Source organism: Pseudomonas sp. GL-RE-29 (assembly GCF_019947275.1).
Lineage (GTDB): Bacteria > Pseudomonadota > Gammaproteobacteria > Pseudomonadales > Pseudomonadaceae > Aquipseudomonas > Aquipseudomonas fluorescens_A.
In genome coordinates this window covers 1-23,000 of the sequence record NZ_JAGYGD010000018.1, presented here as the reverse complement: position 1 = coordinate 23,000, position 23,000 = coordinate 1, and the positions used below count along the sequence as shown (strand labels likewise).

At 51.6% G+C, this 23,000-nt stretch carries 21 protein-coding genes and 2 pseudogenes; 7 read left to right on the top strand and 16 right to left on the bottom strand.

Translation table 11 applies throughout. The annotated features are described in order from the left end of the window. Window positions 1–47 precede the first annotated feature (47 nt). Entirely contained in the window at window positions 48–512 is a 465-nt protein-coding gene (locus KGB21_RS16150; protein WP_223505768.1) for a transketolase, read from the bottom strand. Window positions 513–641: 129 nt separating this feature from the next. Further along, on the bottom strand, window positions 642–1,658 hold the full coding sequence (locus tag KGB21_RS16145) for a 1-aminocyclopropane-1-carboxylate deaminase (RefSeq protein ID WP_223505765.1): 1,017 nt from the start codon (window positions 1,656–1,658) through the stop codon (window positions 642–644). Between the two features lie 197 nt (window positions 1,659–1,855). Here KGB21_RS16145 and KGB21_RS16140 point away from each other — a divergent pair, with 197 nt between their 5' ends. Further along, entirely contained in the window at window positions 1,856–2,365 is a 510-nt protein-coding gene (locus KGB21_RS16140) for an Lrp/AsnC family transcriptional regulator (protein ID WP_223505763.1), read from the top strand. Window positions 2,366–2,384: 19 nt separating this feature from the next. On the opposite strand, the gene KGB21_RS16135 is transcribed toward KGB21_RS16140, so the two are convergent. The 5 genes from KGB21_RS16135 to KGB21_RS16115 all read right to left on the bottom strand — a co-directional run bounded on the left by KGB21_RS16135 (window position 2,385) and on the right by KGB21_RS16115 (window position 6,990). Next, on the bottom strand, window positions 2,385–2,675 hold the full coding sequence (locus tag KGB21_RS16135; protein WP_223505761.1) for a hypothetical protein: 291 nt from the start codon (window positions 2,673–2,675) through the stop codon (window positions 2,385–2,387). Next, the gene (locus KGB21_RS16130; protein ID WP_223505759.1) at window positions 2,672–3,655 is read right to left on the bottom strand and encodes an integrase domain-containing protein; all 984 of its coding nucleotides are present in this window, start codon (window positions 3,653–3,655) and stop codon (window positions 2,672–2,674) included. The genes KGB21_RS16135 and KGB21_RS16130 overlap by 4 nt, the downstream gene beginning before the upstream one ends. After that, complete coding sequence (locus tag KGB21_RS16125) at window positions 3,639–3,992, bottom strand: hypothetical protein (protein WP_223505757.1); 354 nt, start codon at window positions 3,990–3,992, stop codon at window positions 3,639–3,641. The genes KGB21_RS16130 and KGB21_RS16125 overlap by 17 nt, the downstream gene beginning before the upstream one ends. Continuing rightward, window positions 3,979–5,385 (bottom strand): YfjI family protein, encoded by a 1,407-nt coding sequence (locus KGB21_RS16120; protein ID WP_223505756.1) that lies wholly within the window; start codon window positions 5,383–5,385, stop codon window positions 3,979–3,981. Before KGB21_RS16120 ends, KGB21_RS16125 begins: the two co-directional genes overlap by 14 nt. 1,068 nt (window positions 5,386–6,453) lie before the next feature. Next, window positions 6,454–6,990, bottom strand: a complete 537-nt coding sequence (locus KGB21_RS16115) for a LasR-specific antiactivator QslA (RefSeq protein WP_223505754.1) — start codon at window positions 6,988–6,990, stop codon at window positions 6,454–6,456. A gap of 526 nt (window positions 6,991–7,516) precedes the next feature. Between KGB21_RS16115 and KGB21_RS16110 the strand changes: the two genes are divergently transcribed. Then, a complete protein-coding gene (locus KGB21_RS16110; protein WP_223505752.1) occupies window positions 7,517–7,849 on the top strand; it encodes a hypothetical protein in 333 nt (110 codons plus the stop codon). 358 nt (window positions 7,850–8,207) lie between these two features. On the opposite strand, the gene KGB21_RS16105 is transcribed toward KGB21_RS16110, so the two are convergent. The 4 genes from KGB21_RS16105 to dndB are packed head-to-tail and all read right to left on the bottom strand — an operon-like array spanning window position 8,208 to window position 13,179. Continuing rightward, window positions 8,208–8,567, bottom strand: coding sequence for a DndE family protein (locus KGB21_RS16105; protein ID WP_223505750.1), 360 nt, complete (start codon window positions 8,565–8,567; stop codon window positions 8,208–8,210). Further along, a complete protein-coding gene (gene dndD, locus KGB21_RS16100; RefSeq protein ID WP_223505748.1) occupies window positions 8,551–10,551 on the bottom strand; it encodes a DNA sulfur modification protein DndD in 2,001 nt (666 codons plus the stop codon). The genes KGB21_RS16105 and dndD overlap by 17 nt, the downstream gene beginning before the upstream one ends. Continuing rightward, a complete protein-coding gene (gene dndC / locus KGB21_RS16095; RefSeq protein ID WP_223505746.1) occupies window positions 10,548–12,080 on the bottom strand; it encodes a DNA phosphorothioation system sulfurtransferase DndC in 1,533 nt (510 codons plus the stop codon). The genes dndD and dndC overlap by 4 nt, the downstream gene beginning before the upstream one ends. A 1-nt stretch (window position 12,081) precedes the next feature. Further along, on the bottom strand, window positions 12,082–13,179 hold the full coding sequence (gene dndB, locus KGB21_RS16090) for a DNA sulfur modification protein DndB (protein WP_223505745.1): 1,098 nt from the start codon (window positions 13,177–13,179) through the stop codon (window positions 12,082–12,084). A gap of 8 nt (window positions 13,180–13,187) precedes the next feature. Here dndB and KGB21_RS16085 point away from each other — a divergent pair, with 8 nt between their 5' ends. Genes KGB21_RS16085 through KGB21_RS16075 form a run of 3 tightly spaced genes read left to right on the top strand, consistent with a single transcriptional unit; the run spans window position 13,188 to window position 17,158 of the window. Beyond that, window positions 13,188–13,850 (top strand): hypothetical protein, encoded by a 663-nt coding sequence (locus tag KGB21_RS16085; protein WP_223505744.1) that lies wholly within the window; start codon window positions 13,188–13,190, stop codon window positions 13,848–13,850. 9 nt (window positions 13,851–13,859) lie between these two features. Further along, window positions 13,860–15,935 (top strand): hypothetical protein, encoded by a 2,076-nt coding sequence (locus KGB21_RS16080; RefSeq protein ID WP_223505743.1) that lies wholly within the window; start codon window positions 13,860–13,862, stop codon window positions 15,933–15,935. Continuing rightward, on the top strand, window positions 15,935–17,158 hold the full coding sequence (locus KGB21_RS16075) for a hypothetical protein (RefSeq protein ID WP_223505742.1): 1,224 nt from the start codon (window positions 15,935–15,937) through the stop codon (window positions 17,156–17,158). The genes KGB21_RS16080 and KGB21_RS16075 overlap by 1 nt, the downstream gene beginning before the upstream one ends. A gap of 286 nt (window positions 17,159–17,444) precedes the next feature. Here the strand turns inward: KGB21_RS16075 and KGB21_RS16070 are convergent, their stop codons facing one another. The 4 genes from KGB21_RS16070 to KGB21_RS16055 all read right to left on the bottom strand — a co-directional run bounded on the left by KGB21_RS16070 (window position 17,445) and on the right by KGB21_RS16055 (window position 20,527). Then, window positions 17,445–18,182, bottom strand: coding sequence for a hypothetical protein (locus KGB21_RS16070; protein ID WP_223505741.1), 738 nt, complete (start codon window positions 18,180–18,182; stop codon window positions 17,445–17,447). A gap of 464 nt (window positions 18,183–18,646) precedes the next feature. Continuing rightward, window positions 18,647–18,964: a hypothetical protein gene (locus KGB21_RS16065; protein WP_223505740.1), complete on the bottom strand. Its 318-nt coding sequence runs from the start codon at window positions 18,962–18,964 to the stop codon at window positions 18,647–18,649. Between the two features lie 13 nt (window positions 18,965–18,977). Next, window positions 18,978–19,829, bottom strand: coding sequence for a phosphatase PAP2 family protein (locus tag KGB21_RS16060; protein ID WP_223505738.1), 852 nt, complete (start codon window positions 19,827–19,829; stop codon window positions 18,978–18,980). Between the two features lie 26 nt (window positions 19,830–19,855). Continuing rightward, complete coding sequence (locus KGB21_RS16055; RefSeq protein ID WP_223505736.1) at window positions 19,856–20,527, bottom strand: histidine phosphatase family protein; 672 nt, start codon at window positions 20,525–20,527, stop codon at window positions 19,856–19,858. Between the two features lie 279 nt (window positions 20,528–20,806). Between KGB21_RS16055 and KGB21_RS29620 the strand changes: the two are divergent. Continuing rightward, window positions 20,807–21,868, top strand: a pseudogene (locus tag KGB21_RS29620) (methyl-accepting chemotaxis protein); the annotation flags it as partial. Next, the gene (locus KGB21_RS29615; RefSeq protein WP_411741399.1) at window positions 21,863–22,726 is read left to right on the top strand and encodes a methyl-accepting chemotaxis protein; all 864 of its coding nucleotides are present in this window, start codon (window positions 21,863–21,865) and stop codon (window positions 22,724–22,726) included. The pseudogene KGB21_RS29620 and the gene KGB21_RS29615, both read left to right, overlap by 6 nt. Before the next feature lie 80 nt (window positions 22,727–22,806). Here the strand turns inward: KGB21_RS29615 and KGB21_RS16045 are convergent. Further along, window positions 22,807–23,000, bottom strand: a pseudogene (locus tag KGB21_RS16045) (IS110 family transposase); the annotation flags it as partial.

Sequence of the window (23,000 nt, the reverse complement as noted above, 5' to 3'; positions counted from 1 at the left end):
GATGTTTGGGGTGGTTGATTCAACAGGCAAATTGGCGCGGACACTGGCTAAATGACGCCGCGCGCCTGCAGCACGCTTTTCGCCAGACGGCGGGTCGCCGAAAGCACTTGTTCTACCTGTTGATCCATCGCTGCGGTGGATGAGGCTGTCGTTCCCAGTTCGACGACGCGCAACGGGTGACCGCGCACCGACCCCAGCCAGGTCAATCCGGGAACCGTGCCGACTTCGACATCCAGTAAAAAACTTCCAAGGGAGACGGAGCGCAACAGTTGGCTGGCATAACACGCGCAGCTCCCAGCAGATTGCTCCGGGCCAGACCCGACCCGCAACCAGTCGACCATCAACTCCTCGGATTGCTTGACGGCCAGATAAGCCACCTGGTCCCAGTCATCTATCGCCACGTGCAGCTTGTCGATCATGTATTTGGGCAACGCGGCGCTAGTAACGATGACCACTCCGGCATCCGCCGAAGGTTCCTTGATCCAGACTGCGGATTGCGATATCGCAAGCATGGCGGTACTCCCGGCGGCTTGGTAGGAGCAGCTTGCTCCGGGTGGCGATGAGGCCGTGACATTCAACATTGATGCCGACTAACCCACCGCTTCGTGAGCAAACTCGCTCCGTCAGGTTATTGGCGTTAATCAGCCGTTGCGGAACAGGAAACTGTAGGCGTTCAGCGCAGGTGCCCCGCCCAGGTGTGCGTAAAGCACCTTCGAGCCTTCGGGGAACTCGCCACGGCGGACCATTTCAATCATCCCGTGCATGGATTTGCCTTCATACACTGGGTCGGTCAACACACCTTCAAGGCTGCCGCACAGACGAATGGCTTCCAGCGTACCTTCGTTGGGCAAACCATATTCCGGGTAGGCGAAGCGTGTATCGAGCACCACGTCGTCTTCGGTGATCTCACGGCCCAGTTCCACCAGCTCAGCGGTGTGCCGGGCGATACGCAGTATCTGTGCCTTGGTTTTCTCTGGCTTGGCCGAGGCATCAATGCCGATAACGTTCTTCGAACGGCCGTCCGCGGCGAAGCCGACCACCATGCCGGCCTGGGTACTGCCAGTCACGGAGCAGACCACGATGTAGTCGAACTTGAACCCCAGTTGTTTTTCCTGCTCCCGCACTTCCTCGGCAAACCCGACAAACCCGAGGCCGCCGTAGGGATGTTCGGAACAACCCGCCGGTATCGGGAACGGCTTGCCACCCCGCTCCACCACATCGCTCATGGCCTTCTCCCAACTGGGCCGGATGCCGATGTCGAACCCGGCGGCGTCCAGTCGTACGTCCGCGCCCATGATGCGAGACATCTCGATATTGCCAACGCGGTCATACACCGCATCGGAGTAGTTCACCCAGTTTTCCTGCACCAGCACGCACTTCATACCCAGATGTGCGGCGACGGCAGCGACCTGACGGGTCTGGTTCGACTGGATGCCGCCGATGGACACCAGGGTGTCGCAGCCCTGTTCGAGTGCCTCGGGAATCAGGTATTCGAGTTTGCGCGTCTTGTTACCGCCGAAGGCCAGGCCACTGTTGCAGTCTTCACGTTTGGCATATAACTCGACCTTGCCACCCAGATGTTCACTGAGGCGCTTCAAGGGCGTGATGGGAGAAGGACCGAAGGTCAACGGATAACGTTTAAAACGATTCAGGTTCATAACTCTGCTCCTCGATTAATGGATATCCAAGCGCCAGACCGAAAGGCAAAGGCTGCATTCCAGGCTCTTCAGGCGGGCTTCGATGAATTCAATAATAAGAAAAAATCGAAAAATATGTGTTGCAAACATTCATTAAAAAAGGAAACATAATTTCCAACAAGCAACATAAAACATACTTTTATTGTGTATAAATCAATATGAACACAACAAATGCTCACAAGAACCTGAGCAAAACAGCTCCGATTCCGCAGCCGCTGGATCGAACCGACCGCGCCATTCTCAAGACCCTGCAGCGAGACGCCTCTATCTCCAATGTGGCGCTCGCCGACAAGGTGAAACTGAGTGCACCGGCTTGCCTCAGGCGCGTCGAACGCCTCAAGCAGGCGGGCCTGATCAAGGGCATTGTCGCGTTGCTGGACAATCAAGCGCTCGATGCAGGGATGGTGGTTTTGATCGGCGTGGTGCTGGACCGCTCGACGCCGGAATCCTTCGCAGCCTTCGAAGCAGCGGCGCAAAAGGTGTTCGGCTGCATGGAATGCCATGTGGTGACGGGGGAATTCGACTACTTCATGTTGATACGAACCAAGGACAGCAACAGTTTCAACCGGCTCCACGCGGAGCAATTGCTTTACCTGCCCGGGGTTCGCCAGATTCGCTCGTTCATGGGGTTGCGCCAGGTCTTGTCGACAACCCACATCCCTCTTTGAGGCTCAAATTAGCCCGATGTCAGGTTGTATCGACCCGCTGATAGTCAGCTGAACGGCCTTCACATCTTCGACGAATCAACCCTGCTGTTAATTCGTAGTAGTAAACGGTCGCTGGCGCAGAGCAACACAGACAGTGCTCTAAAAACCATCTGGTGTGCTTTTCCTTCCAGGACCAGGGCGTTGCGCAACTCCAGCGCTCACGTATTACCTCTTGCATCCTTTCTGCTTGCCTGATGTGCCGCTGCCGCGTGGCATGCGCACCTTTGAGCACCGGACTCAGAAACAACGCCATATCGAAATCGGCTTTCATCGACGACCTCCGATGTAGGCACTCACCACGTCGATGCGGTTATGCCCCAACTCGTGGCTGATCTGCTGGCGTGCACGCTGATCGAGTGCTCGATCCTCTCGATGACCACGACCGCCATTGATGGGCGCGGAGAAGCCGGTCAGTTGTTCATAGCGCTCACAGGCGTAAGCCGCCCGCAGCTCATGAAAGCCTTTTAATCCATGCTCATGCAGGAGGTCCCGCGCCGGTCGTACGACTGTCTGCATGAAGTCTTTGTAGCTTTCGTCGGGCGCCAACAAATTCCGACTGCCACTGGGTGAGACCTCACTGGCTCTATCCAGGGCGCCACGAACTTGATCCGTGACCGCAATCCAACGCGGTGCCGATGCGCCTGATCGACCGCCTTTGGTGCCGTCCTGGATATTGATCTTGCCCAGTTGCCGAGCCTCACGTTTCAGCCGGGGCAAGTCCGCCAAGATCGCTTCACGCAGGCGCATGCCGGTCTCCCGAGCAAGGAGCACAATGGCACTCACCCTCGATTGCTGGCCTCGCTCTGACAACGCCTGTGCGATCAACTCGACCTGCACACGGTCTTGGCCTTGCGGGGCCTCACTACGCACACTTGAGCGCTGCAAGCCAAGCGCCTTGCTCGGACTGGGGATTTTGACGTACTGATCACCGCGCAGCGCGGCCATCGTTCGGTTCACGCTGGACAGGCGGTTCTGCGCGGTGGCGATGCCGACGTTGCCCTGATCAACCTGCTCGCGCAAATGGAAGGCGTACCGCATAAGGATCTCGCGGTCGATCTGTCGCGCGTCGTTGAGCCCGGGTCCCTCCTCTGATCGACACCATTGCACGAACGCCTGCCAGCGATCGCTATGGGCTTTGACGGTACTAAAATGGCCGTCGCCAAACAGCTCTTTCAGGGCTTGCGGTCCGGCATAGCTGAGCTGGCGACCGAAGCCAAAATTACGCCCAGCTCGCCTACCGACCCGAGCCATTTTTCTGCTCCTGATCTACTGCCGCGAGCTCATGCAAGAGGGCTTGCCAGTGCGCACTCACGATGGCGGACTGGGACCAATCACTCGGGCGAAAATACAGCGAGTTATTCATGACGAAGAGGATCGCCCCCTCCTCTTCCAACCATTGGATGATGGCTGTCGTCGAGGTCATAGTTTTACGGATGGTGGCGACATCGGCGACACCGGCGACAACCCGTGCTCTGTCTGGCTTTGAGCGTGGCGACAAAGTGGCGACAGTAGCGGCGACAAATCGCGCTTTCGGCTCCTTTTGGCGCTGAGCCAGATGGTTGCGTAGCGCTTCATCAATATTGAACATGGCGCACCTCGAAGGTATGGCCATCGGTGATCAGCCACTGATGATCAATTAGCTCGACCAGCAGCTTGGCGGCATGACGACTGCTCTTACGGGCAAAGCGGGGACCATTGCGGTTCAGCTCCCGAATACTGAAGCGCTTCCAATCCTTGACCTGCAGCCAGCGCAGCAGCCGGTCCGCCTCTTCCTTTACCCGGCAAACCGGCTCCTGTTCGGTCAGGCGCTGGATCTCGGTGAGGTAGTAGCCAACTAATGCCGAGGCCCGTTGTATATGGTCGACTTCCACAGTGCTGCTCTTCTCCACCACTGCCAGGATGCCAGCGACGCGCAGCAGGTTGTCGGCGGCCTTCGATCCGCTAGGCCGTACGCTGGCCAGCTCCCCAAACTCACCCAACTGGGCTTCGATGGCATCATGCAGATCAATCCAGCGACGGCGGGCCAACGGACTGAGGGTCAGCGGTGACAGCTGCAGAGCACCGTCAGCGGAAAGTGACCAAGGCTGATGAAACAGGGCCGAAAGGCGGTGGTGATATCGCTTTAGGATGGCGTCTTTCGACAAGTCGACAGCCTGATAGCTACGTTGTCCAGCCAGGCTGGTGGGCCAGGTCATCAGGCAGCGTCCGAGGATGCCTTGCCCCTGCAGCAACGGATCACTGAGTAACTGCATGGCCAAGTACGGTTGCAACATCAGGTGCAGGCTCACGCGTCGGTCATAGGCTCGCAGGCTTTCACCTGCCATGGAGCGCGCGCGGTCAATCGGGCTACCGTCCCAGAGTGACGACAAGGTCGTGACCGCTTTCAAGCGGTTGTCCCGACTCATGGTGCTGCTACCGAGGAACTGCCCTCCTTCATCGCAGAACAACCCCATGCTCGGCAGGTCATGGCAGAGCCCTTTGATCAGCGCCTCGATAGTTGGGTCCGTAGTAATCAGCCTGGGTGCAGAGGGCTCCGCTTCGAGCAGTACGCCGTTTGTGGGGACGGAATCGGCAGGGTTGATACGCTGCGCCTGTCGCTGTGCGGCACGGTACCGAGTGAGTTGTTCGCGGTAGCGCTGCCACTGTTCACGCTCCCATTGCCGTGCAGGCAGCAATGCACATCGGTCTGCCGCCGTCTTGCGATCACCGGACGCGGCAACAGTGATCAGGTACAGCGACAGGGGATAATTTCTACCGTCGAGATGTAAGGCCGCATGACCTTGGGTGGCGAGCGCCGAGGCGGCCAACACCGACTGCGCAGCCAGTGCCTGGGGCACGCCGATGACCTCGGCCATGCGCTCCACTGCAGGCCCAAGAATTCCACCCAGTGCCTGGACTGGATAAGGCTCGGCCATGGGATTCGACTCGATTAACGGTCGAGGGGATCGTGGTAGTTCAAGCTTCGGATCTAACTGCTGCATGGGCCCTCTCCTCGGTGATTGCTGGTTGTCCTCACGTACTCCCGCCACGGCTGTTGAGTGTTATCAGGGATCAAGGCCCCTGCGGCCTGTGAGGTGTTCACTGACGCGGAACGAACGGCTCCTTACGACCGGGAGCGAGGGCATGAACCCATGAATCTGGCCTCCTTAGTCGCATCCGAAGCTGCGGGCGGGTGGAGGCTGTGCCGACTGACGAGTTCGGCACCTGGAGATCCTGAGCAGGAGAAGGCAACGACATGGACACCTGGGGCATGCCTGACTGTCAGTCAGGTGCAGCCTTTCCAAAGGCTGCGGCACCGGTGCCTGTGTCGATGCGGATGGCGACGAATCAGATTTGTCAGGCCGATTGTCACGAGGAGAGTTGCGGCAATGCCATGTAAGACGTGGCTTGCAGCAGTGGTACGAGCGCCCGTCTCTTTCCAGGAAAAAGAGACGGGCGCAGTCTGGCGCAGCGAAGTGTGCCGAAAGGTGAGGTTGCTGCAACGCAGCGAGGTAGGTCCATCGTCTGCCGCAGTGGGCAGATAAGTCGAGTGAGCACCCATCACTCCTAGGGAGTGACCGTGCGAGCCGCCGGACGCTAATCGCACTTCGGAAGAACCACCACGCGAGTGGCGTAGCCTTGAAGGTTCTGGCTACCTGGGCTGGTGCTGTCAACGACAGCGATCCGTGCGCCAATTGTTATACCCACTCGAAAAGGCGGTCAAGCGCCACGGCCAATGCGCTCAGAAAGTGGCGACAGTCGCCACTTTTGTCGCCATGCTCCAGGCCACGTTCTACGTGGGTTGTCGCCGCTGTCGCCGCTGTCGCCACCTCTTTAACCATAGCCCCACGACAAACTCCGCTCTGACACTGAGACTGCGTTGCGCTCGATAGAGATCGCAGTCAATTACTCCGGTAAAAGAAGACGTGGCGCTAATCAAATTTGAAATGGGAGGGTGGAACGAGTTGGCTTCGAGAAAAAGCGAGTGAACCCTCCGATCGGCGCGATCAAAGATCGCAGGATCGGAGGGTTTGGCGGGAAAAGCAAAATCTCAAACGTCAATTAGAGCCTCAAGCATCGAAACTTGTCGATCGGGATGCAGCAGCTTCTCGAAGGTTGATCAGCGTCTGCTGCAAACGCAGCAGAAAACCGGCCTCGAACGCTTCCTGAAAATCGCCTGGACGATGACGTTTTCGGTTCTGCGCCAGTGCCCACCATAACGGTAAGGATGAACCGTCAAGCCAAGTCTCTGCACACCGAACGCCATCCTTAATCGACGGAGCGAACTCATCACCCCAAGGGGTTTGGATCGCGGGACAGCCGTCAGCGGAGGGGACAGAAAAGTACTCATGGATCTGTTGATGAACGCGCTGAGCTGGGATGCCGGTCAAGTACCGGAACGCCTTGTCGTATAACACGGCAGCATCATCCAGCAGCTCCACAGCCAGCTCAACGTCCTGCGGAAAATGAAGCAGAATACTCTGGGCTCCATTAAGCCGAAGCGTGGCAGCCTGCCGTAGTTTAATCGCGGCATCTTCAGGGGTAAGCGACGCAGTATCGATGGTGTGGGGTTTGGGGAGGCCGATTAGAAGCGAGAGATCAAACATCGCGGATCCCTCCGAGATAGTTTGCGGTTCGAACCCAAAGACCAGGGCGGCGCACGAGCTTAAAAGGGGGACAGGGCATTTTCCTTATCTCCTCGGACAGTTAAGGAGCCGTCCACCCAGCCGTTCTGACACGAAATAGGTGGCGGACCGTACGGGGGTCAGAAACCGGCGTCCGAGGGAACCGGCCAGGCCGAAGCCTGCCCCGCACGGACCGCCATAGAAAAGCAGCAGCTAAGCCTCTGTAAGCACTTAATCGCTAGCTATGGCGCTATGCGCCTCGAACAATTCAGGTTCTGACACCCGGCCACGGGATTGACCGCGACGGGGCAAAGCGTAAATGTGAAGCCGCGACAACACAAGCGCGGGATACCAATACGCTCAGCATCCAAATGAAAACTTCAGGCCGGACGCTAACTCTTGCCGATGTCTGAGCGCTCTATCGTTTCACGTCTAACTAAACGACTACAAATTCAGGCCACACTGATAGAATTGGTAACGTTATACATGACCTATCTCGAGAAATGATATGAATACAGAATTGACGGAAGAGGAAATGCGCCGTGCGCTATTCGGGGAGTCTGAGTTGCATGTACCGGTAATTAACCCACACGTGCAAGACACTATTGCAGATGTCGTGACCGTACAACCGGTAAGCGCAGCGAAGAAAAAGAGAGTCTCAAACGCCTTTACGCCAAGACTGAGAGTCACCCTTCGAGTGGGAAATGAGTTTGAAGGCAAGATGCACGAGGTTGTACATGTTGCCGATACACTGAGCTACCTATTTGCAGAACAAGAAGCTACAAAGCTGGCCAGAAAAAAATTCAGGTTTGTGGAAGTCATATCGGTCAAATCAATGTAATCGACCCCAGTGACTTGGCATTAATTCAGTTCGCTCGGACCACCCGAACAACAATTTCGTGTCGACAAACTCCAAAATCATAGTCCAGCTCATAGCGGACAGTAGCGATAGACTGTAATTAGCAAATTCAGTTGAAAAAGTTCAGTTTTCAGCTCGGCCGAACTCAGAAAAGACCATCTTAGCAATCGCCCTACGCACCTGAGAAAGACAATAACCTGAAGAAAATTATTGATAATGTACTAATGTGGCGCCTCTAGACAGTCAATAAAGTACGCTCACCATTGAGATTGGATTAAAGCAGCCGACCACCCGAAATTAAATAAATTCCCTGCAAGTGGCCAGCCACAATTAATCAATACTATTTACAAGCAATCAAAGCCAATTCCTTTATAGACTTCACATGTCCCATTTTGTGAAGACCAACCTCTACAAGAGACCCTATAACTTTGCTAATGTCGGACTCCAATCCGTTGTCACTAATGTATTGAGAGACTAAGCAAAAATAAATATCTGAATTCTCTCCAAACAGCGTAGACGAATTAAACTCCTGACCGCTTAACTCAAGTCCTGAGGAATCGTCCACATTAACAGAGTCCCGAAGAGCCAAACTAATGGCGAACCGACAAAGAATATTCGGCGTGACTCCAGTCTTGCTTTTCAAATATTTTAACTTATCGGTCGCCCCGACAGACACTTTAAGTCTATTTGGAAAATTCATTATCGCCTCCCACACGCTCAAAATACCCATCTTGAACTTTGGTTGAGCCCGAAGCGTGATCAAAATTAAGATAATATGTGTGTGAAATACTAGTACCCAGATCCTCATAAAAAGAGGAATCAATTTCAGTATCCGTGGACAAGATTATAACCTGGTGACTGGCCTCAGGAAAATAATGGTCGACGAGGTTTTTTCTATGAAAGGAATCAAGGCGCCCTAAAGGCGTGTCAATTATAACAGGAAGATTTCTACCAGATGTTCTAGCCAATCCTTCAAGTAAGGCAATCGCATAAATTTGCTTCTCACCTGCAGACAATTCATTCTTGTTAATCTCAACACCAGATGCATCACGAAGCATCACGCTATAATTTTTCTCATCAATGGCTATAGATAAGCTTTTCTGGTTTTTCCTAGACAACTTATGCAAGGCCTTCTCAAACTGGCTTTCCAACTCACGAATTTTTCGTTCAGAAGTGCGCTTAATAAACTCTTTCAGGACCAGCCTGGAGTTTTCCGCCAGCTCAAACAAACGATTTTTATTAGAAGACTCTGTAATCTCGCTATATAAACGATCAAGCCTTCTACTTGCCTCTAAAATACTACTTACCAATTGGCGAAGCTCACCTGCCAACCGAGAGCGATAAGCCTTAGACTCCCCAAGGTCAATTAAAAGGGACTGGAGCCTTGAAGTAAGAGGCTTTATAACCTCATCATCGGGAGCTCGACTTAAATTAACTCCTACCGAATCAATTTTTTCTTCAATCTCATCTAACTGGGAAATTAGCGTCTCAGCCTTCTTTAACTGAAGATTTCCTGAACTCTCCAACCGCTGACTTATGCTTGCAACCTGAGTGTCTGACAAATCATGGATCAGCGAACCTTTCTCGCTTAAATTAAAATCAGAAAACAAAGAATCGAAAATCTCTACCAGATCTTCCTGATTAGAAAACGAGTCTACTTTACTGACAAAGTCATCGCGCTTGGCAGCTATCATACCTCCGAGCTTCATATCCAACTTCAGCTTACTTTCAGAATCAAGCGTGAGAAGAAGGCTCCTCCCTAGATCTCTTGTAATTGCCAAGGGCAAAGTGGATGAAACTACTTCCCTAAGCGCTGCTTCTACATATTCCTTCTTCAAGCGAAGTTCACCAAGAACTACTATTTCATCATTTTTTGTTATGCTCCACGCACCACCTCGAGCATCTATTTCTTTCTGAAGAACTTCTATATTTTTACTTAACTGCTTGAACGAAATATCAACCGCTTGAAAATCAATCTGACGCTCGGCCAAAAGCGCCTTCGACGCAACCAACTCTAGCTCCAGAGCTTCGATAGTTAACAGCTTCTCCTTAGACGCATCTTTTGCTGACCTCGTCCTGACGAGTACAGAAAGATCTGAATCCAGCCGAGCAATAACATCTAACCCCAGCAACTTCTCAATAGAGCCTTTGAGTAAACCGCCAGTAGTTTCCTCCGCAAGCTCTTTTATTTTTTCGCCATCAAAAAAGAACAGCTCAGACACACCAATAGGGATGAGCTCGTTTAAAAACGCCTGAGACTGCTCATATGACAATTCCGACTTTACGTCGCCATCGCACACAATTCTCAAGCTCTCTTTTACTTTCCCCGACTCTAGCAACGCCCAATCGCGCTTGACCTCATATACATTAAACTGCCCATGATGAGCGTGCCTAAATTTTATCTGAACTGACGAGTAATATGGCTGAATTAGACAATCAACCACCTTATGTATCGAGGCTGAAAGATACTGATGATAATCCGTGAGCGAAACGCTACCAAGTACACCACGCCCATATATAGCTAGCTTCAGAGCAGTGAGAATAGTTGTTTTTCCGGCGCCATTCAGCCCTCCGAACAAAATTATTGGACGCTCTCTCCCTGAAACTTTCCTTGGGGTTAGATCGAAAGTGTGCTGACCACGAAAGACTCTAAAGTCCTGAAGAGTTAGCTCATCAATAATCATTGCGTAAGTCTTTCAATCAGATTTTTCATAGCATTTGCTTCATCAGTGTAATATGTAGAGCTACGCGGCTCAGACTTTCTTTTACTCACGACTTCCAATTCTTCCCAGTCTTGATCAAGGACAGATTGAATTTTATTCAGAATACCTGAGCGCTTCGACAAACCCATATATGATAGTTCTGTGTCTATCAGGCGCATAATCATCGAGGATGAAACTCCCCGAGGAGAAGAAAGCTCTTCTAATAGCATCTCATCTGGAGCGGTGAATGCCCCAGCATCATTCTTTATCCAGCTAATTTCTTCATTTGGATATACATCCGAAAAAATCTTAGGAACGGAGTCCTTCCAATCTGGCTCATTAGGGTCACACAACCACTGCTGCCTTATATATTGAAGCTCACTACGAGTAATAAGCTCAATCTCGTGACCACTATCGTTTAAATTTTTCTCAATTTCGAGAAGCCGCTGCAACCACTCACGCCTGTAAGCCATAAGATAAGGCCCAGGTACATGCTTCGCGGTCTTCTCCTCGTCATTTTCTATATCTTCAGATCTTGCAAACGTCACTTTCCCTGTCCGTCTCCGGTGGTTTCTATATTTAGTTTTATTCTCAGGGAGAGAACTAAAATGAAGCAAATTCCTAAAATCCAACAAAGGCTGCATCCAAGAATCGCCAGACTGAATTAGCCCCTCGATAGCCTTGTCGTGCGTAACAACTGTACAAGTCCAGCATCCAAATCTAGAATTACCACAGGACGGAGTACTAGTATCAATTACGAGTGGACACTCACCTGCATTGGAACCTTTGTATAGCTCAAATAGCACCCGATTACTTCCGCCCCAAGGGCGCGGCGCACTCATCAGATACTCCCAAACCTCATCCGAGGACCACGCCTCAATTGGCATATAGGTATAGGCATTGGGGAGCGACGAGTGCCTACTTAATGCAGAACCATCTATCTTATGCTTTGCTATCACTTGTGCCCGGGATGAACTTTCCTGGCTTCGCGAACCCAAAACAACTACAACCTCTCCAAATGAGGCCACCTTATCTAGAATAAACTCACTTACAGGATTAATTTTCATACGTTCAGTACACCATCTAAAACTTCTAGTTGGCGCAGGATAACCTCTACCTAAGAGGTTGACCCAGAAGGTATTATCCATTTTTGGCATCACGGCGTGCGCACTGATCGGCATGCAATTAGCCAAAGAACTATCGTTAATTGCCGCCAACGACGCCTTAATCATATCCACAACAACAGGAGTTTCGACTAATGTGTCAGATGACACGACATATACGTGCTTGGTCCGTTGCTCTACGGGCAACAAAAAAATTGCAATATATGTCAAGGATAAAATAACGGTTGAGTCCTTACCGCCACTAAACCCTACAACCCAAGGCCGGGAGTCCGCCAAATATATATTTTGAATCTCTCGCACCAAGTCGGCTACCGGCCGATTAGCTGCATGCATCGAAGACACAAGCTCTTCGTGAGAGTCGTATATATAGACCTCTTCAGCTCCCATATTAAACACCACCCTCTAATGTAAGTTCCGCGTTCGACAGTGGTATGCCCAACACAGTTTTAATATAATTGGCAGTAAGCGCTACATTCACGTGGCTTTTGCTAATTCGCCCATGACTTAATGCCCTACCTTCCCAATCTGAATTTGATCTTGACCAGTCGACCACTCTAAGCTTAGAGAGAACTGCAACCCATTCCACCTTCGGACGAGCAATTAACTCTGCACCAATTATTCCTAAAGCTTGAAGAGTTACCGCATGCGCGTGAACATATTGCTCCCGCAACTCAGCAGTTGAAACTTCTTTCTTCTTCGCCAAGAGCCAATCAGGCATCTGCGCTGCAACAGTTGCCCAATACAAAACGCCAAGTTCTTTTGCATCATTGGATACTACCTGCCCTTTACTGATGCGCAAAAGCGTTTTAGACGCATTTTTTATCGCACTGAGAGTAAATAGCTTGGTGCTCCTGTTGGAGATGCTAGACTTCTCCATCTCTGTCATTCTTTCGAATATATCGACATTCTTTACCATATATCTTGCGAGATCAGATATCGAATCACGGTGATCGTAAAGAGTGCTTATCGAATCACTTGGACGAACGGCGTGTTTATTCAAATCAGCAAACATCTGCTGACTACGAGTGAGCCCCTCATCAATAAAAAAAAGTACCGGTATATTATCGTAACCAATCTCGGGATTAGTCTTGATTGCCTCTTCGATAGCGGCTCGGCGATGCTGACCATCATTGATCAAAATTTGAGCACCCATATGTATTGACAGAGTGCCGATATTCTGACCTATGCCGGTATCCGCAGAGGGCTCAAAAGCAACCACACCGTCGATTGAGGCGGTGATTGCAGACAGCGTATAATCGCGTGCATTATCGACTAGGTACGCTGCAATTTCCGGGATTCTGGAGTGGTTAAGCTTCCTCTGAGCACGTAGGTCTGCTGGCACCTCTTCCTCATTGAAGATAAACATCTTAGGAATCAAGCGCATGGGGCACATCGCGATATAGCAAGGACGCCCTGATTGGATTCCCCTCACAGCTGGGAAAGTACTGGTGAAACCATCAGCAATCGACATTTTTTTGGAAGTCATTTTTTGGCATGGAAGTTTTCAGTGCTAAATTTAACTTCCACACCCTTTTTGGTCAACCCATGAGCATGCTTTGGTATTCGATTTCAGATGAAATCGACATTCCTCATTCGCCTGGTATCTATAGCTTCTCTGTGATCCTAGGTAGCAGGCAAAAAGCAGGGTTACTCGGCAAACACCCTTTTGATCAAAAAACGCTCATCACAGCTAAAACGAGTTTGCTACGTCGCCTAGGCCGCTTGGAGAGCATTTTTGCGTCTCGATCCCTCGATGGCACACTTCGAGAATCCGGTAAAGGAAGCGGCGTAAGCGAAGGCTACGTAGTAACTGCCCGCCAGGTAACATTAAGTAGTTCGATTCGTCTTTTAGAATCCTGTGACCCTCAAGACGTCCCAATATTGCTAGATTCGTTAGAGTCATTGAGTACTGTTCCTGCGCCAATTTATTTAGGCATGGCTAAGGAACAAACTTTAAATCAACGATACTTCCAGCATAAATCAAATTTTCATAGTAGTAGCGAACGCGACAGTTTTGGCTATCGGATTAGAAGCTTAGGGCTACGCTGGGATGACTTAATATATGGTTGTCACCCTATAGCTGATGCAAAGCCTCCAGTAAGAGCGCTCGAAACGCTACTGCATGCTTTGATAAAACCCCCATACTCTAATGGATAAAGATCAAAAATGAAAAAATTCTCAGAAAACGTCTACGATATTAGTTACATCGGAAGTTTTGGCCGTTTCTCATCAGGAAACTCTTTTCCTATCGACTATGTGCAAGCTTCATTCACAGCAGCCGACTTACTCGATTTGAGCTTCGCACGAGAGCTGCACCCGGATGGACAAGACTTTGAATTACTCATGCAAAGAGACATTGATCACGAGCGCGTCTTACGCGATGTAGTGCCTTATCTCAACCCAACAGAAAGGTCAGACCAAGAAATCAAGGATAGAGCAGTCTTCTTTCCTCCTCTCCTTGTAGCAATAGTACCAGTGCAAGATAGAAAGATGCAGCCCTACTACCCGGACGAACAGGTTACTGTCGATACGACGCTGGGTAGTGTCACCCGTGAGTGGCCGAGACAAATAAAACTTGATTTCTTTACCGACGAGAGTGGAACCAGTTATTCCCCTAGCTTACTTATAAATGGAACACTGCAAAAAGTAGCATTACAGCGCTCCCCTGTAAAACTTTCTGTCAGAAGCCCGAAAGGTAATGAACAAGGCGCAAAACTTGTAGTGATAGACGGCCAACACCGACTCGCCGCACTGCGCTACGTCTACGAACGAAAAAGTGAGTTACTAGAAGGCGTTTGTGTGCCTGTATGTATCTTATTCCCCCCAAATAGCACTCAAGCCCATAGAGAACTGTTGGGGGACAAAGAGGTGTTAACGGTTCATTCAGTATTCAGAACCTTATTCGTCGACGTTAACACCACCATGCAACATGTTGGTGGTCATTTTAACATCCTGCTATCTGATTCTTCAATAAGCGGAATAATTTGCCGGAAGTTCTGTGATGGCATCCTAAAAAGCCGCGGAGAAGAGTCTCTAGCCCAGATTGAGTGGAACATCAAATCCAAGAAAGAATCAACAATCATAAAGCGCCCTTACTCCATTACCAGTATCGGCATACTAGACAAAGCACTTACAAAAATATTCTCCGGCGGATCCGTTAGAAACAACAAGTCAATACTATTAGCTTACGCACTAGCACTTTCCGAAGTTGAAGAGCAACTTAACCCTCAAGATAACGATTCCGATGACAATCGTGAAGTAGAGTGGGAGCGTTTTTCGCTAAATCAAAAACGAATTATTGAGGCGCAAGTTGTAAAACACTTCGTACCTTGTTTAGAGGAGATTTTTTTTGGCCTGGATGGATTCAAAACACTATCGGATCAATTTACCACTCAAATAGCTAAACTGAGAACTGAACGAGACTCGTCAAGAAATCCGACACAGCACACAGCTGCACTGACTCAAATTCTTGAATATAAGCCTATCGACGACGACAAGTATCATGAGTCAGCGAAAAATATATACTCTGAATTTGAGGAGTCTTTGCGGGCATCTAATAAAGACAATGTCGTATCATTTCTGCAATATGCAATAGTACAACGAGGGATACTAGAAGCCTGGAGCGTGGTATTAGACCGATGCAAGGATCTCGGCATCGCGCCAATAGACGCAACCAAAGCTTTCATTCCAATTTTGAACCATGCATTGCGGGAAGATGGAGAACTGTTCAAACCGCATAAAAAGTATATGCAGTATACCGTCTGGGAGGCAATCAATATAAAACCAACGGAAGACTCCAAAACAGCTATTTCCAATTGTATATTGACTCTTTTTGCAACAGACGCCATCGCATCCGATTTTGCAATATCAGTATCGCCCGCTGACTCTGAAAAACTGCGTGACCGGCTACACCGTTTAGGATGTGAACGCGCCGGATTATTTATGAACCAATACCATGACGCCCGTCAACGGTACTTCATGAAAACATATCGAGTCGAATTTGCAACGCTTGATGATGAAGAGCGCGCACTACTTATAAGTTTAGAAGAAGAACACAACAGACAACTCCAAGCAGTACGCCATAAGCAAATACCTCAAGATGAAGTGAGCAATGACTTTCTCAAAGCAGTTGCCAAGCATGTCAACCGAGATGTGCAGGTTGCGATTGCAGATTTTAGAAGCGCCTTTGACTACGAGTACGGAATTGCCATTGATTCGTCCGTTGAAATAGAAGGTGAATAGTGACTCTTCTTGAAGTCTCATTAGCACTAGGAGCGCCACTCGATGAAGTGGCGCTTGAGCTATCCTATCGCTTAGATACTATTAAACCCAAGTCACTAACACTGATAATTTCATCGTCAGAAAAAACAGGGAAAGAGTTTTTTCTTGAGTTGATCGCTCTCGACATCGCACCTACATGCACCTACATTTCCGAGTGTGCGATTTCCAATCTAGATCTTGCCTGCATTGCAATATTACTTAACATAGACAAACCCTTAATAAATACATATCGATTTCAATTCGAAAGCACAAACCTAACCATGATAAAACCATGGAGCTTGACCAATATAGTTTCACAGCTTAGTGCGCCAGAGATCCAGCTGCGACAAATCAATTTTGATTGGTTTGTTCAGTCTACGAAACATCTAAAGGCATCGATAGATGACTTTACCGTCTCTAATATCTCAGAGATCATCAGAGAAGGAATGATAGCACTTGGCGCAATTTTCCGATTTGAAGCACTTCGCACCGACATAGGCTCATGCTCGGTACCATTAGTAGCACAGTCAAGCTCTCACATCATATCGTCGACAATAAAAGACGCTATAAAGTACGCACGAAATCTTCATTCATCTAAGTCAATAGCATATGGTGAGCTTAGGCACTCACTAGAGCACTTAGCTGACGGAAGTTTAGCCGCAGATGTATTTAACAACTCAGCCTCAGACCTAGTTTTATATCGAAAAGTTTTAGTCTGGCAGTCTAGCCTTCACTTAGCCCTGGCAACCTCATTATCAAATAGGGAAGGCAGCTCGAACTTATCTTTGCATCACTGCATCCGATGCATTGAGTGCTACCTTATTGGAGTATTATCAGCTAGCAACAAATTATACTTAAATCACAAAGGAGCCGTGTACTACACGCATGATTCAAAAACAGTTCAAGGCGTATCAGGTTTACTTGCGTTATGTCCTGAGCCGGTACCTTCTGCCATAAAAGACATTGTAACCTGGAGAAATAAATCTGAGCTCGCTCATGGAATGCAGCGTTGGAACTCTGCCACAGCACTCCTAGCCTTATCCGAAACAAGGAACTTTATCCACAGCATGGACTTAAAACACTCACAAGGTGAATTTTTTATCCATCTACGGAAAGCAAATTCATTAAATGTTTCTGAAGCAGTAGAGTCTATAATAGCCGTGACCAAACAAAGAATTGATGATTACTTAATTAAGATCAGATAGCAGCTATCGTCCCCCCCAAACAGCTACATAAAATATGTTGTCCTGAGCCTCCAGTGACCAAATCTGCGCGCGCTGCGCATTAATCAATGCCCCACTACTTGGTGCATTTGGCCGGTCTTGCGCTTTGGGAGGTAGTCGCCCCCCCTAAGATCAGGGCAGGCGCCACCGAACAATGGCCGAATGACAAACTCTCTACGCGACCAAGGGCTTGATGTGTGCGCATCCTGATTGGGACCTAGCGCTCAGTGGCAGTCGCCTTGTGGAGAATTTCAGTCAGCGCCTAGTCTTAAGCCGACGCCCCCTGGTTTTTCCTGCTTTCGAGGTAACCGTCAAAAAGCTCGCGTTGGAAATCCTGTCGATGTGCCTCCACGACACTGCTTCGGTACATTTGCAAGCCATGATCATCCACGAGCTGCGCCACCCCTTCAGGAAGGGATAAAACACCTACCTGATTTGCAGCATGAAGCAGTGCAAGATTGTTGAAAAAGAAATCGGGCTGGTTGCGTACGACTGCAAGCATTTGATTAACAGTTTTGTCCAAAGGACGGATCTTCCTATACCTACCGCCGGCATATTGAATGTCCAAGCGTAAAGACTGCGAATTTTTGGCGAGAAAAAAATTGTTCAGTTCGGTAATGGAATGGCGAACAGGCTTATCAGGTAAGGCTTGGTAGCCTTCAAATTGGCCACAAATTCCTACCTCGCCATTTCCCGACACGGAGATTGCTAGCTCGAATGCATGAGGGATCATGTAGGGCTGGATGTTTTTATCCTTAACTCTCAAAATCCGAATCAGTTGCCTAAGCCGAGGAATATGGCCATCTTCCGTATCTTGCTTGCAGTAAGTAGTGAGCCGGCGGCAGAGCCCTTGGCTTTGGACTACGCCCGCCACATCCTCAAGCTTCAATTGCCCCGAATCATGAACAACCACCAATCCGCGCTTGCACTCAAAGCTGAAAACCATGCAGGTTTGGACGCCTCCAGTGAATACTCCTAAGACATCGGTATTTTCCTTCTCGATCACGGCAGCCGCGTCCTGTCCTACTTCAATAAACCCCTGGAGAGATCGCAATTCATTCATCCCTGTATAGATGGAAAGACTGAGGATTTTGACTCGGGGAAATTTCCAAGTCTACTCGCGGATAGAGCAAAGACTCGTTGGCCCCAACCCTTGTCCGGCTATTTTGAGAGATAATCAAGAGGACGTTGCTCCGGGAACGATACGTTGGTGAGCTTTTCACTTGAGGCCAGAGCGGCAAGCCATCCCCCTATTCAAGCATAGACTTATCTCTATATGGTATTCCAACCGGTATTCCTACCAAAAAATGAAAATGGAAAACCGTATATGGAACAATGTATTAAAAGATCAATTCAACTTACCCCGGCCCACCAATTCGTCTTCCCGGGAAGACTCAAAAAAGCCGTAAAGCTCAAGCTTTACGGCTTTTTTGTTGCCCGTGTTTTCTCACCACATCCCCCCCGCACATCTCAGCTCAATCGAAACCCGCTCAAATCAATCGACACCATCAAGCGTTCACCCAGCGGCTGCGAATCCTCCGCCCGCAGGTAGGCCCGGCGCCGGGTCGGGAAGTGAAAACCCTGCGTTTCAACGTATTCGCTGACGTACTGGACTGCAGCAAACCCACCCGCCACATAGACGTGGTAATCATGGCGGCGCAACAAAAAATGATTTCCAGCAGGCTCGCCGCAAAGGTCGAAGCGCGCGCGTTCGGAGGCCGAGCACGCCGTACATCGGGCCGCACATGAACTTTTCTTCACTGCACCCCGGCACAACAACCGGTACATTTCCCTCGCTCATTCAAGAAACTACGGTTTGCCCGCCCTCCCGCGGGCTTTTTTTCGCCTGCAGGTTTCCCGAAACTTCTTCATGCTTTTGCAGCACCGGCATTTCCAGTCGCGCTCGCCCGTAAAACGCCAGCGCCGTCAGCAAACAGGCGAGCCAGACGAAGATCCCGGCCCAGAACGTGTGGGACATGTAGTGCCAGCCTTGCACCACCCGTGTCGTGCCATAGATGAAACCGAGCGCCAGCGAGCCGTACATCAGCGCCTTGGCATAACGCCAGCGATAACGTCGCGCGACGAAGTACAACGCGAGCATAGTGAAACCACCCGAAGCATGCCCACCTGGCCAGCAGCGACCGTCGCCGGCGACCTTCAGCAGATCGAAATTCTGGTACCACTCCTTGTGCTCGATCTTGCCGCCGTATTGAGTGGTTTCGATCGGGCAATACACGCTGGTGTGGCCCTTGAGGTAGTGAATGACGCCGGTGCTGATGGAAAACGCGAACACCACGTAGAGGAAATCCCGACGGTGTTTGTTGGCAAATCGCAGCACCGGGGCGATTTTGATTTTTTCCAGGAACGCGATGATTTTCGAATGCTTTTCAGCCTTCAGCCGAGGCCAGAGAAACGACAACAAGGCACCGATGATCGCTATCTCGCCGGTCCAGTTCGGGATGATCCGCGCCCATTTATGGGTGATCTTTTCGAACAGGTGCACATGGTCCAGCGGGAACGTCTGCGTCACCGGGTCATAAAAAAGATCATTGAAGGCGATGTCGATGGTGGTCAGGTCGAACATCAGGAACACCACGACCGCGCAGGCCAGTGGAATACCGAAGTTCATCCAGTAAAAACGATAGCGGCGCATTGTGCGTCCTGATCTGGAGTGTGAATTCATTCGGTGGTCACCGAGCGCCAGTCCGAAGCTTCGATGAAGCCAAGCATGCGTGGCTTCTGTGGCGTTTCAGCGGAGATAAACAGCGAGGCGCCATAGCCGAGGGTGGAGCTTGGCAACTTGAGGTCTTTCTCCAGTTGCGCCATGCATTCGCTGTGGGTCACCAGGATCAGGTTGCGCCCGGCAATCTTGTGCGTCAGCGCATCGCGCAACATGGTGCCTTTGCAGTTGATCAGCCATTCCTCACCCACGCCGACCTTGTTGAACATGTAGCCCGCGGTCTGGGCGGTTCGGATCAACGGGCTGTTGTAGATATCAGCCTTGCCCAGCCCCAACTGCTCGAACTGCGCACCGACACTCACCGCGACACTGCGCGAACGATCGGTAATCCCGTCGTTGCCACTCAGGCAAGCGGCTCGGGAGTGGTCGCAACGTTCGACGTGGCGCACCAGCACGATCATGTCGCCATTGGCCCAACCCGCCTGCAACGCCCGCGCACCGGCCACGTTGCCATGGGCCAGGTCCGGTACAGCGGCCGGCCGCAGCAGAAACACCGTCAACGGCACCGCCAGCAGCGCCGAGGCCAGAATCACCGCCGCATTGCGCCAGGGAGCAAAACGGCTCAGATCGATCGAGCGTTTTACGCCGAACAGACTCAGTCTCAATTCCACATCAAGCCGCCTCGCCGGCATGCACCACTTCATTTGATGCCGCGAGGGTAGAGAGACGAGCGTCGGCTGGCGGTGAAACCCATGTGAAAAAAAGCTTAAGGGCATCAAAAGATCGCAGCCTGCGCCAGCTCCTACGGATTGCGATCCCCGCACAAAAACCTTTCAGCTCTCGCAAAGGCTGCCGATACAGACCTGCGACACAACCTTGCTGGCTCCCAAAAACAACAATCTTCCAGCCAACCGACGATAAAGAAGCACCACGTTCCTGGAGGAATTTTGATGAATAGCTGGTTCGGCAACATCAGCGTGAACCTGAAACTGGGCCTGGGGTTTGGCCTGGTCCTGGCCCTGACCTGCGTCCTCGCCCTGACCGGCTGGACCAGCCTCGGCGGCCTGATTGATCGCAGCAACTGGATGAGCGACATCACTCAGCTCAACGCCGGCCTGACCAAACTGCGCGTAGTCCGCCTGCAATACATGCTGACCAACGGCGACGAAGCCACTGCACAGAACGTGCAGACCACCCTTGAAGCCTTTTCCGCTCAGCAGCAAGCCTTGCTGGTGAAATTCAAGAGCCCGGAAAACCTCAAGCTGCTCAAAGAACAAGGCACCGTCATCGACGCCTACAAGACGTCGCTGAACAAAATGCGTGGCGCCTACCGCGCCGGCAACAATGCGCGTGACGTCATGGGTGCCAACGCGGAAACCGCCAATAGCCTGATCAACGCGATCAACACCCGCGTGCAACAACTGCCGCCGAGCGATCAGCGTTTCGACCAATTCCAGGCCATCACCGCCGCCAAGGAAGCGTTCCTGCTGGCCCGCTACGAAGTGCGCGGCTACACCGCCACCACCAACGCCGAAACCGAGCAAAAAGCCGTCGCACAACTGGACGCCGCCATCGCCAGCCTGAAATCACTCAACGTGCAACTCGCTGACGTTCAGCCGGACGCCTTGCGTGAACTGGAAAGTGCACTGAGCAATTACCGCAGTGCCTTGCAGGCCTACAAAGTCGCGAACAGTGATGTGGTGCAAGCGCGCAAGGAGATGACCGACCAGGGCGCCGCCATTGTCAGCCTGAGCGACGCGCTGTATCAGATCCAGCTCGACCGCCGTGACGCCGAAAGCGCCAGCGCCCGCACCTTGCAACTGTTCAGCACGTTGCTGGCGTTGCTGGTGGGCGTCATCGCTGCCGTGATCATTACCCGGCAGATTACCGGCCCGCTGCGCGACACCCTGGCCGTGGTCGATCGCATCGCCAGCGGCGACTTGTCCCAAGACGTCCAGGTGACGCGCCGCGACGAACTCGGCGTATTGCAGCAAGGCATCGCCCGCATGGGCGTGACCCTGCGCGACTTGATCAGCGGCATCCGCGACGGTGTCACCCAGATCGCCAGCGCCGCCGAAGAACTGTCGGCCGTGACCGAGCAGACCAGCGCCGGGGTCAACAGCCAGAAAGTCGAGACCGATCAGGTCGCCACCGCCATGCACGAGATGACCGCCACCGTGCAGGAAGTCGCGCGCAATGCCGAGCAAGCTTCGCAAGCGGCAGCCGCTGCCGATGGTGAAGCGCGCGAAGGTGACAAAGTGGTCGGCGAAGCCATCGCCCAGATCGAGCGTCTGGCCAGCGAAGTGGTGCGTTCCACCGAAGCCATGGGCGTGCTGCAACAGGAAAGCGACAAGATCGGCAGCGTCATGGACGTGATCAAGGCTGTGGCCGAACAGACCAACCTGCTGGCGCTCAACGCCGCCATTGAAGCGGCCCGTGCCGGTGAAGCCGGGCGCGGTTTTGCCGTGGTCGCCGACGAAGTCCGTGGCCTGGCACAGCGTACGCAAAAATCCACCGAGGAAATCGAAGCCTTGGTGGCCGGCCTGCAGAACGGCACCCAGCAAGTGGCGAACGTGATGAACAACAGCCGCGCCCTGACCGACAGCAGCGTGGCCCTGACCCGTCAGGCTGGCGCCTCACTGGAAAACATCACTCGCACGGTGTCCAACATCCAGTCGATGAACCAGCAAATCGCCGCTGCCGCCGAACAACAAAGCGCCGTCGCCGAGGAGATCAGCCGCAGCATCATCAACGTACGCGACGTGTCGGAACAGACGGCTGCGGCGAGCGATGAGACCGCCAAGTCCAGCGTTGAACTGGCGCGATTGGGTGGTCAATTGCAGCAGATGGTGAGCCACTTCCGCGTCTGACATTCGATCAGCGCTGAATCACAGACCCAATCGTGAGCAGGCTCGCTCCCACAGGATCAGTGAGTACCCTGTGGGAGATTCTATGTTGCAGGGGAACCCTGCAGCCTTAAATTCGGCTGGTATTCGCTCTGGTTTTTCATGAGAGCAAATGCCACCCGGCACAGCTTGCGCGCGAGGATGACCAGGGCTTGGGTTTTTGCCAGGCCTCTGGCCAGATAGGACTCATAAAAAGGTTTCCAGATTGGAGATCGACAAGCCGCCATTGCCGCGTTGT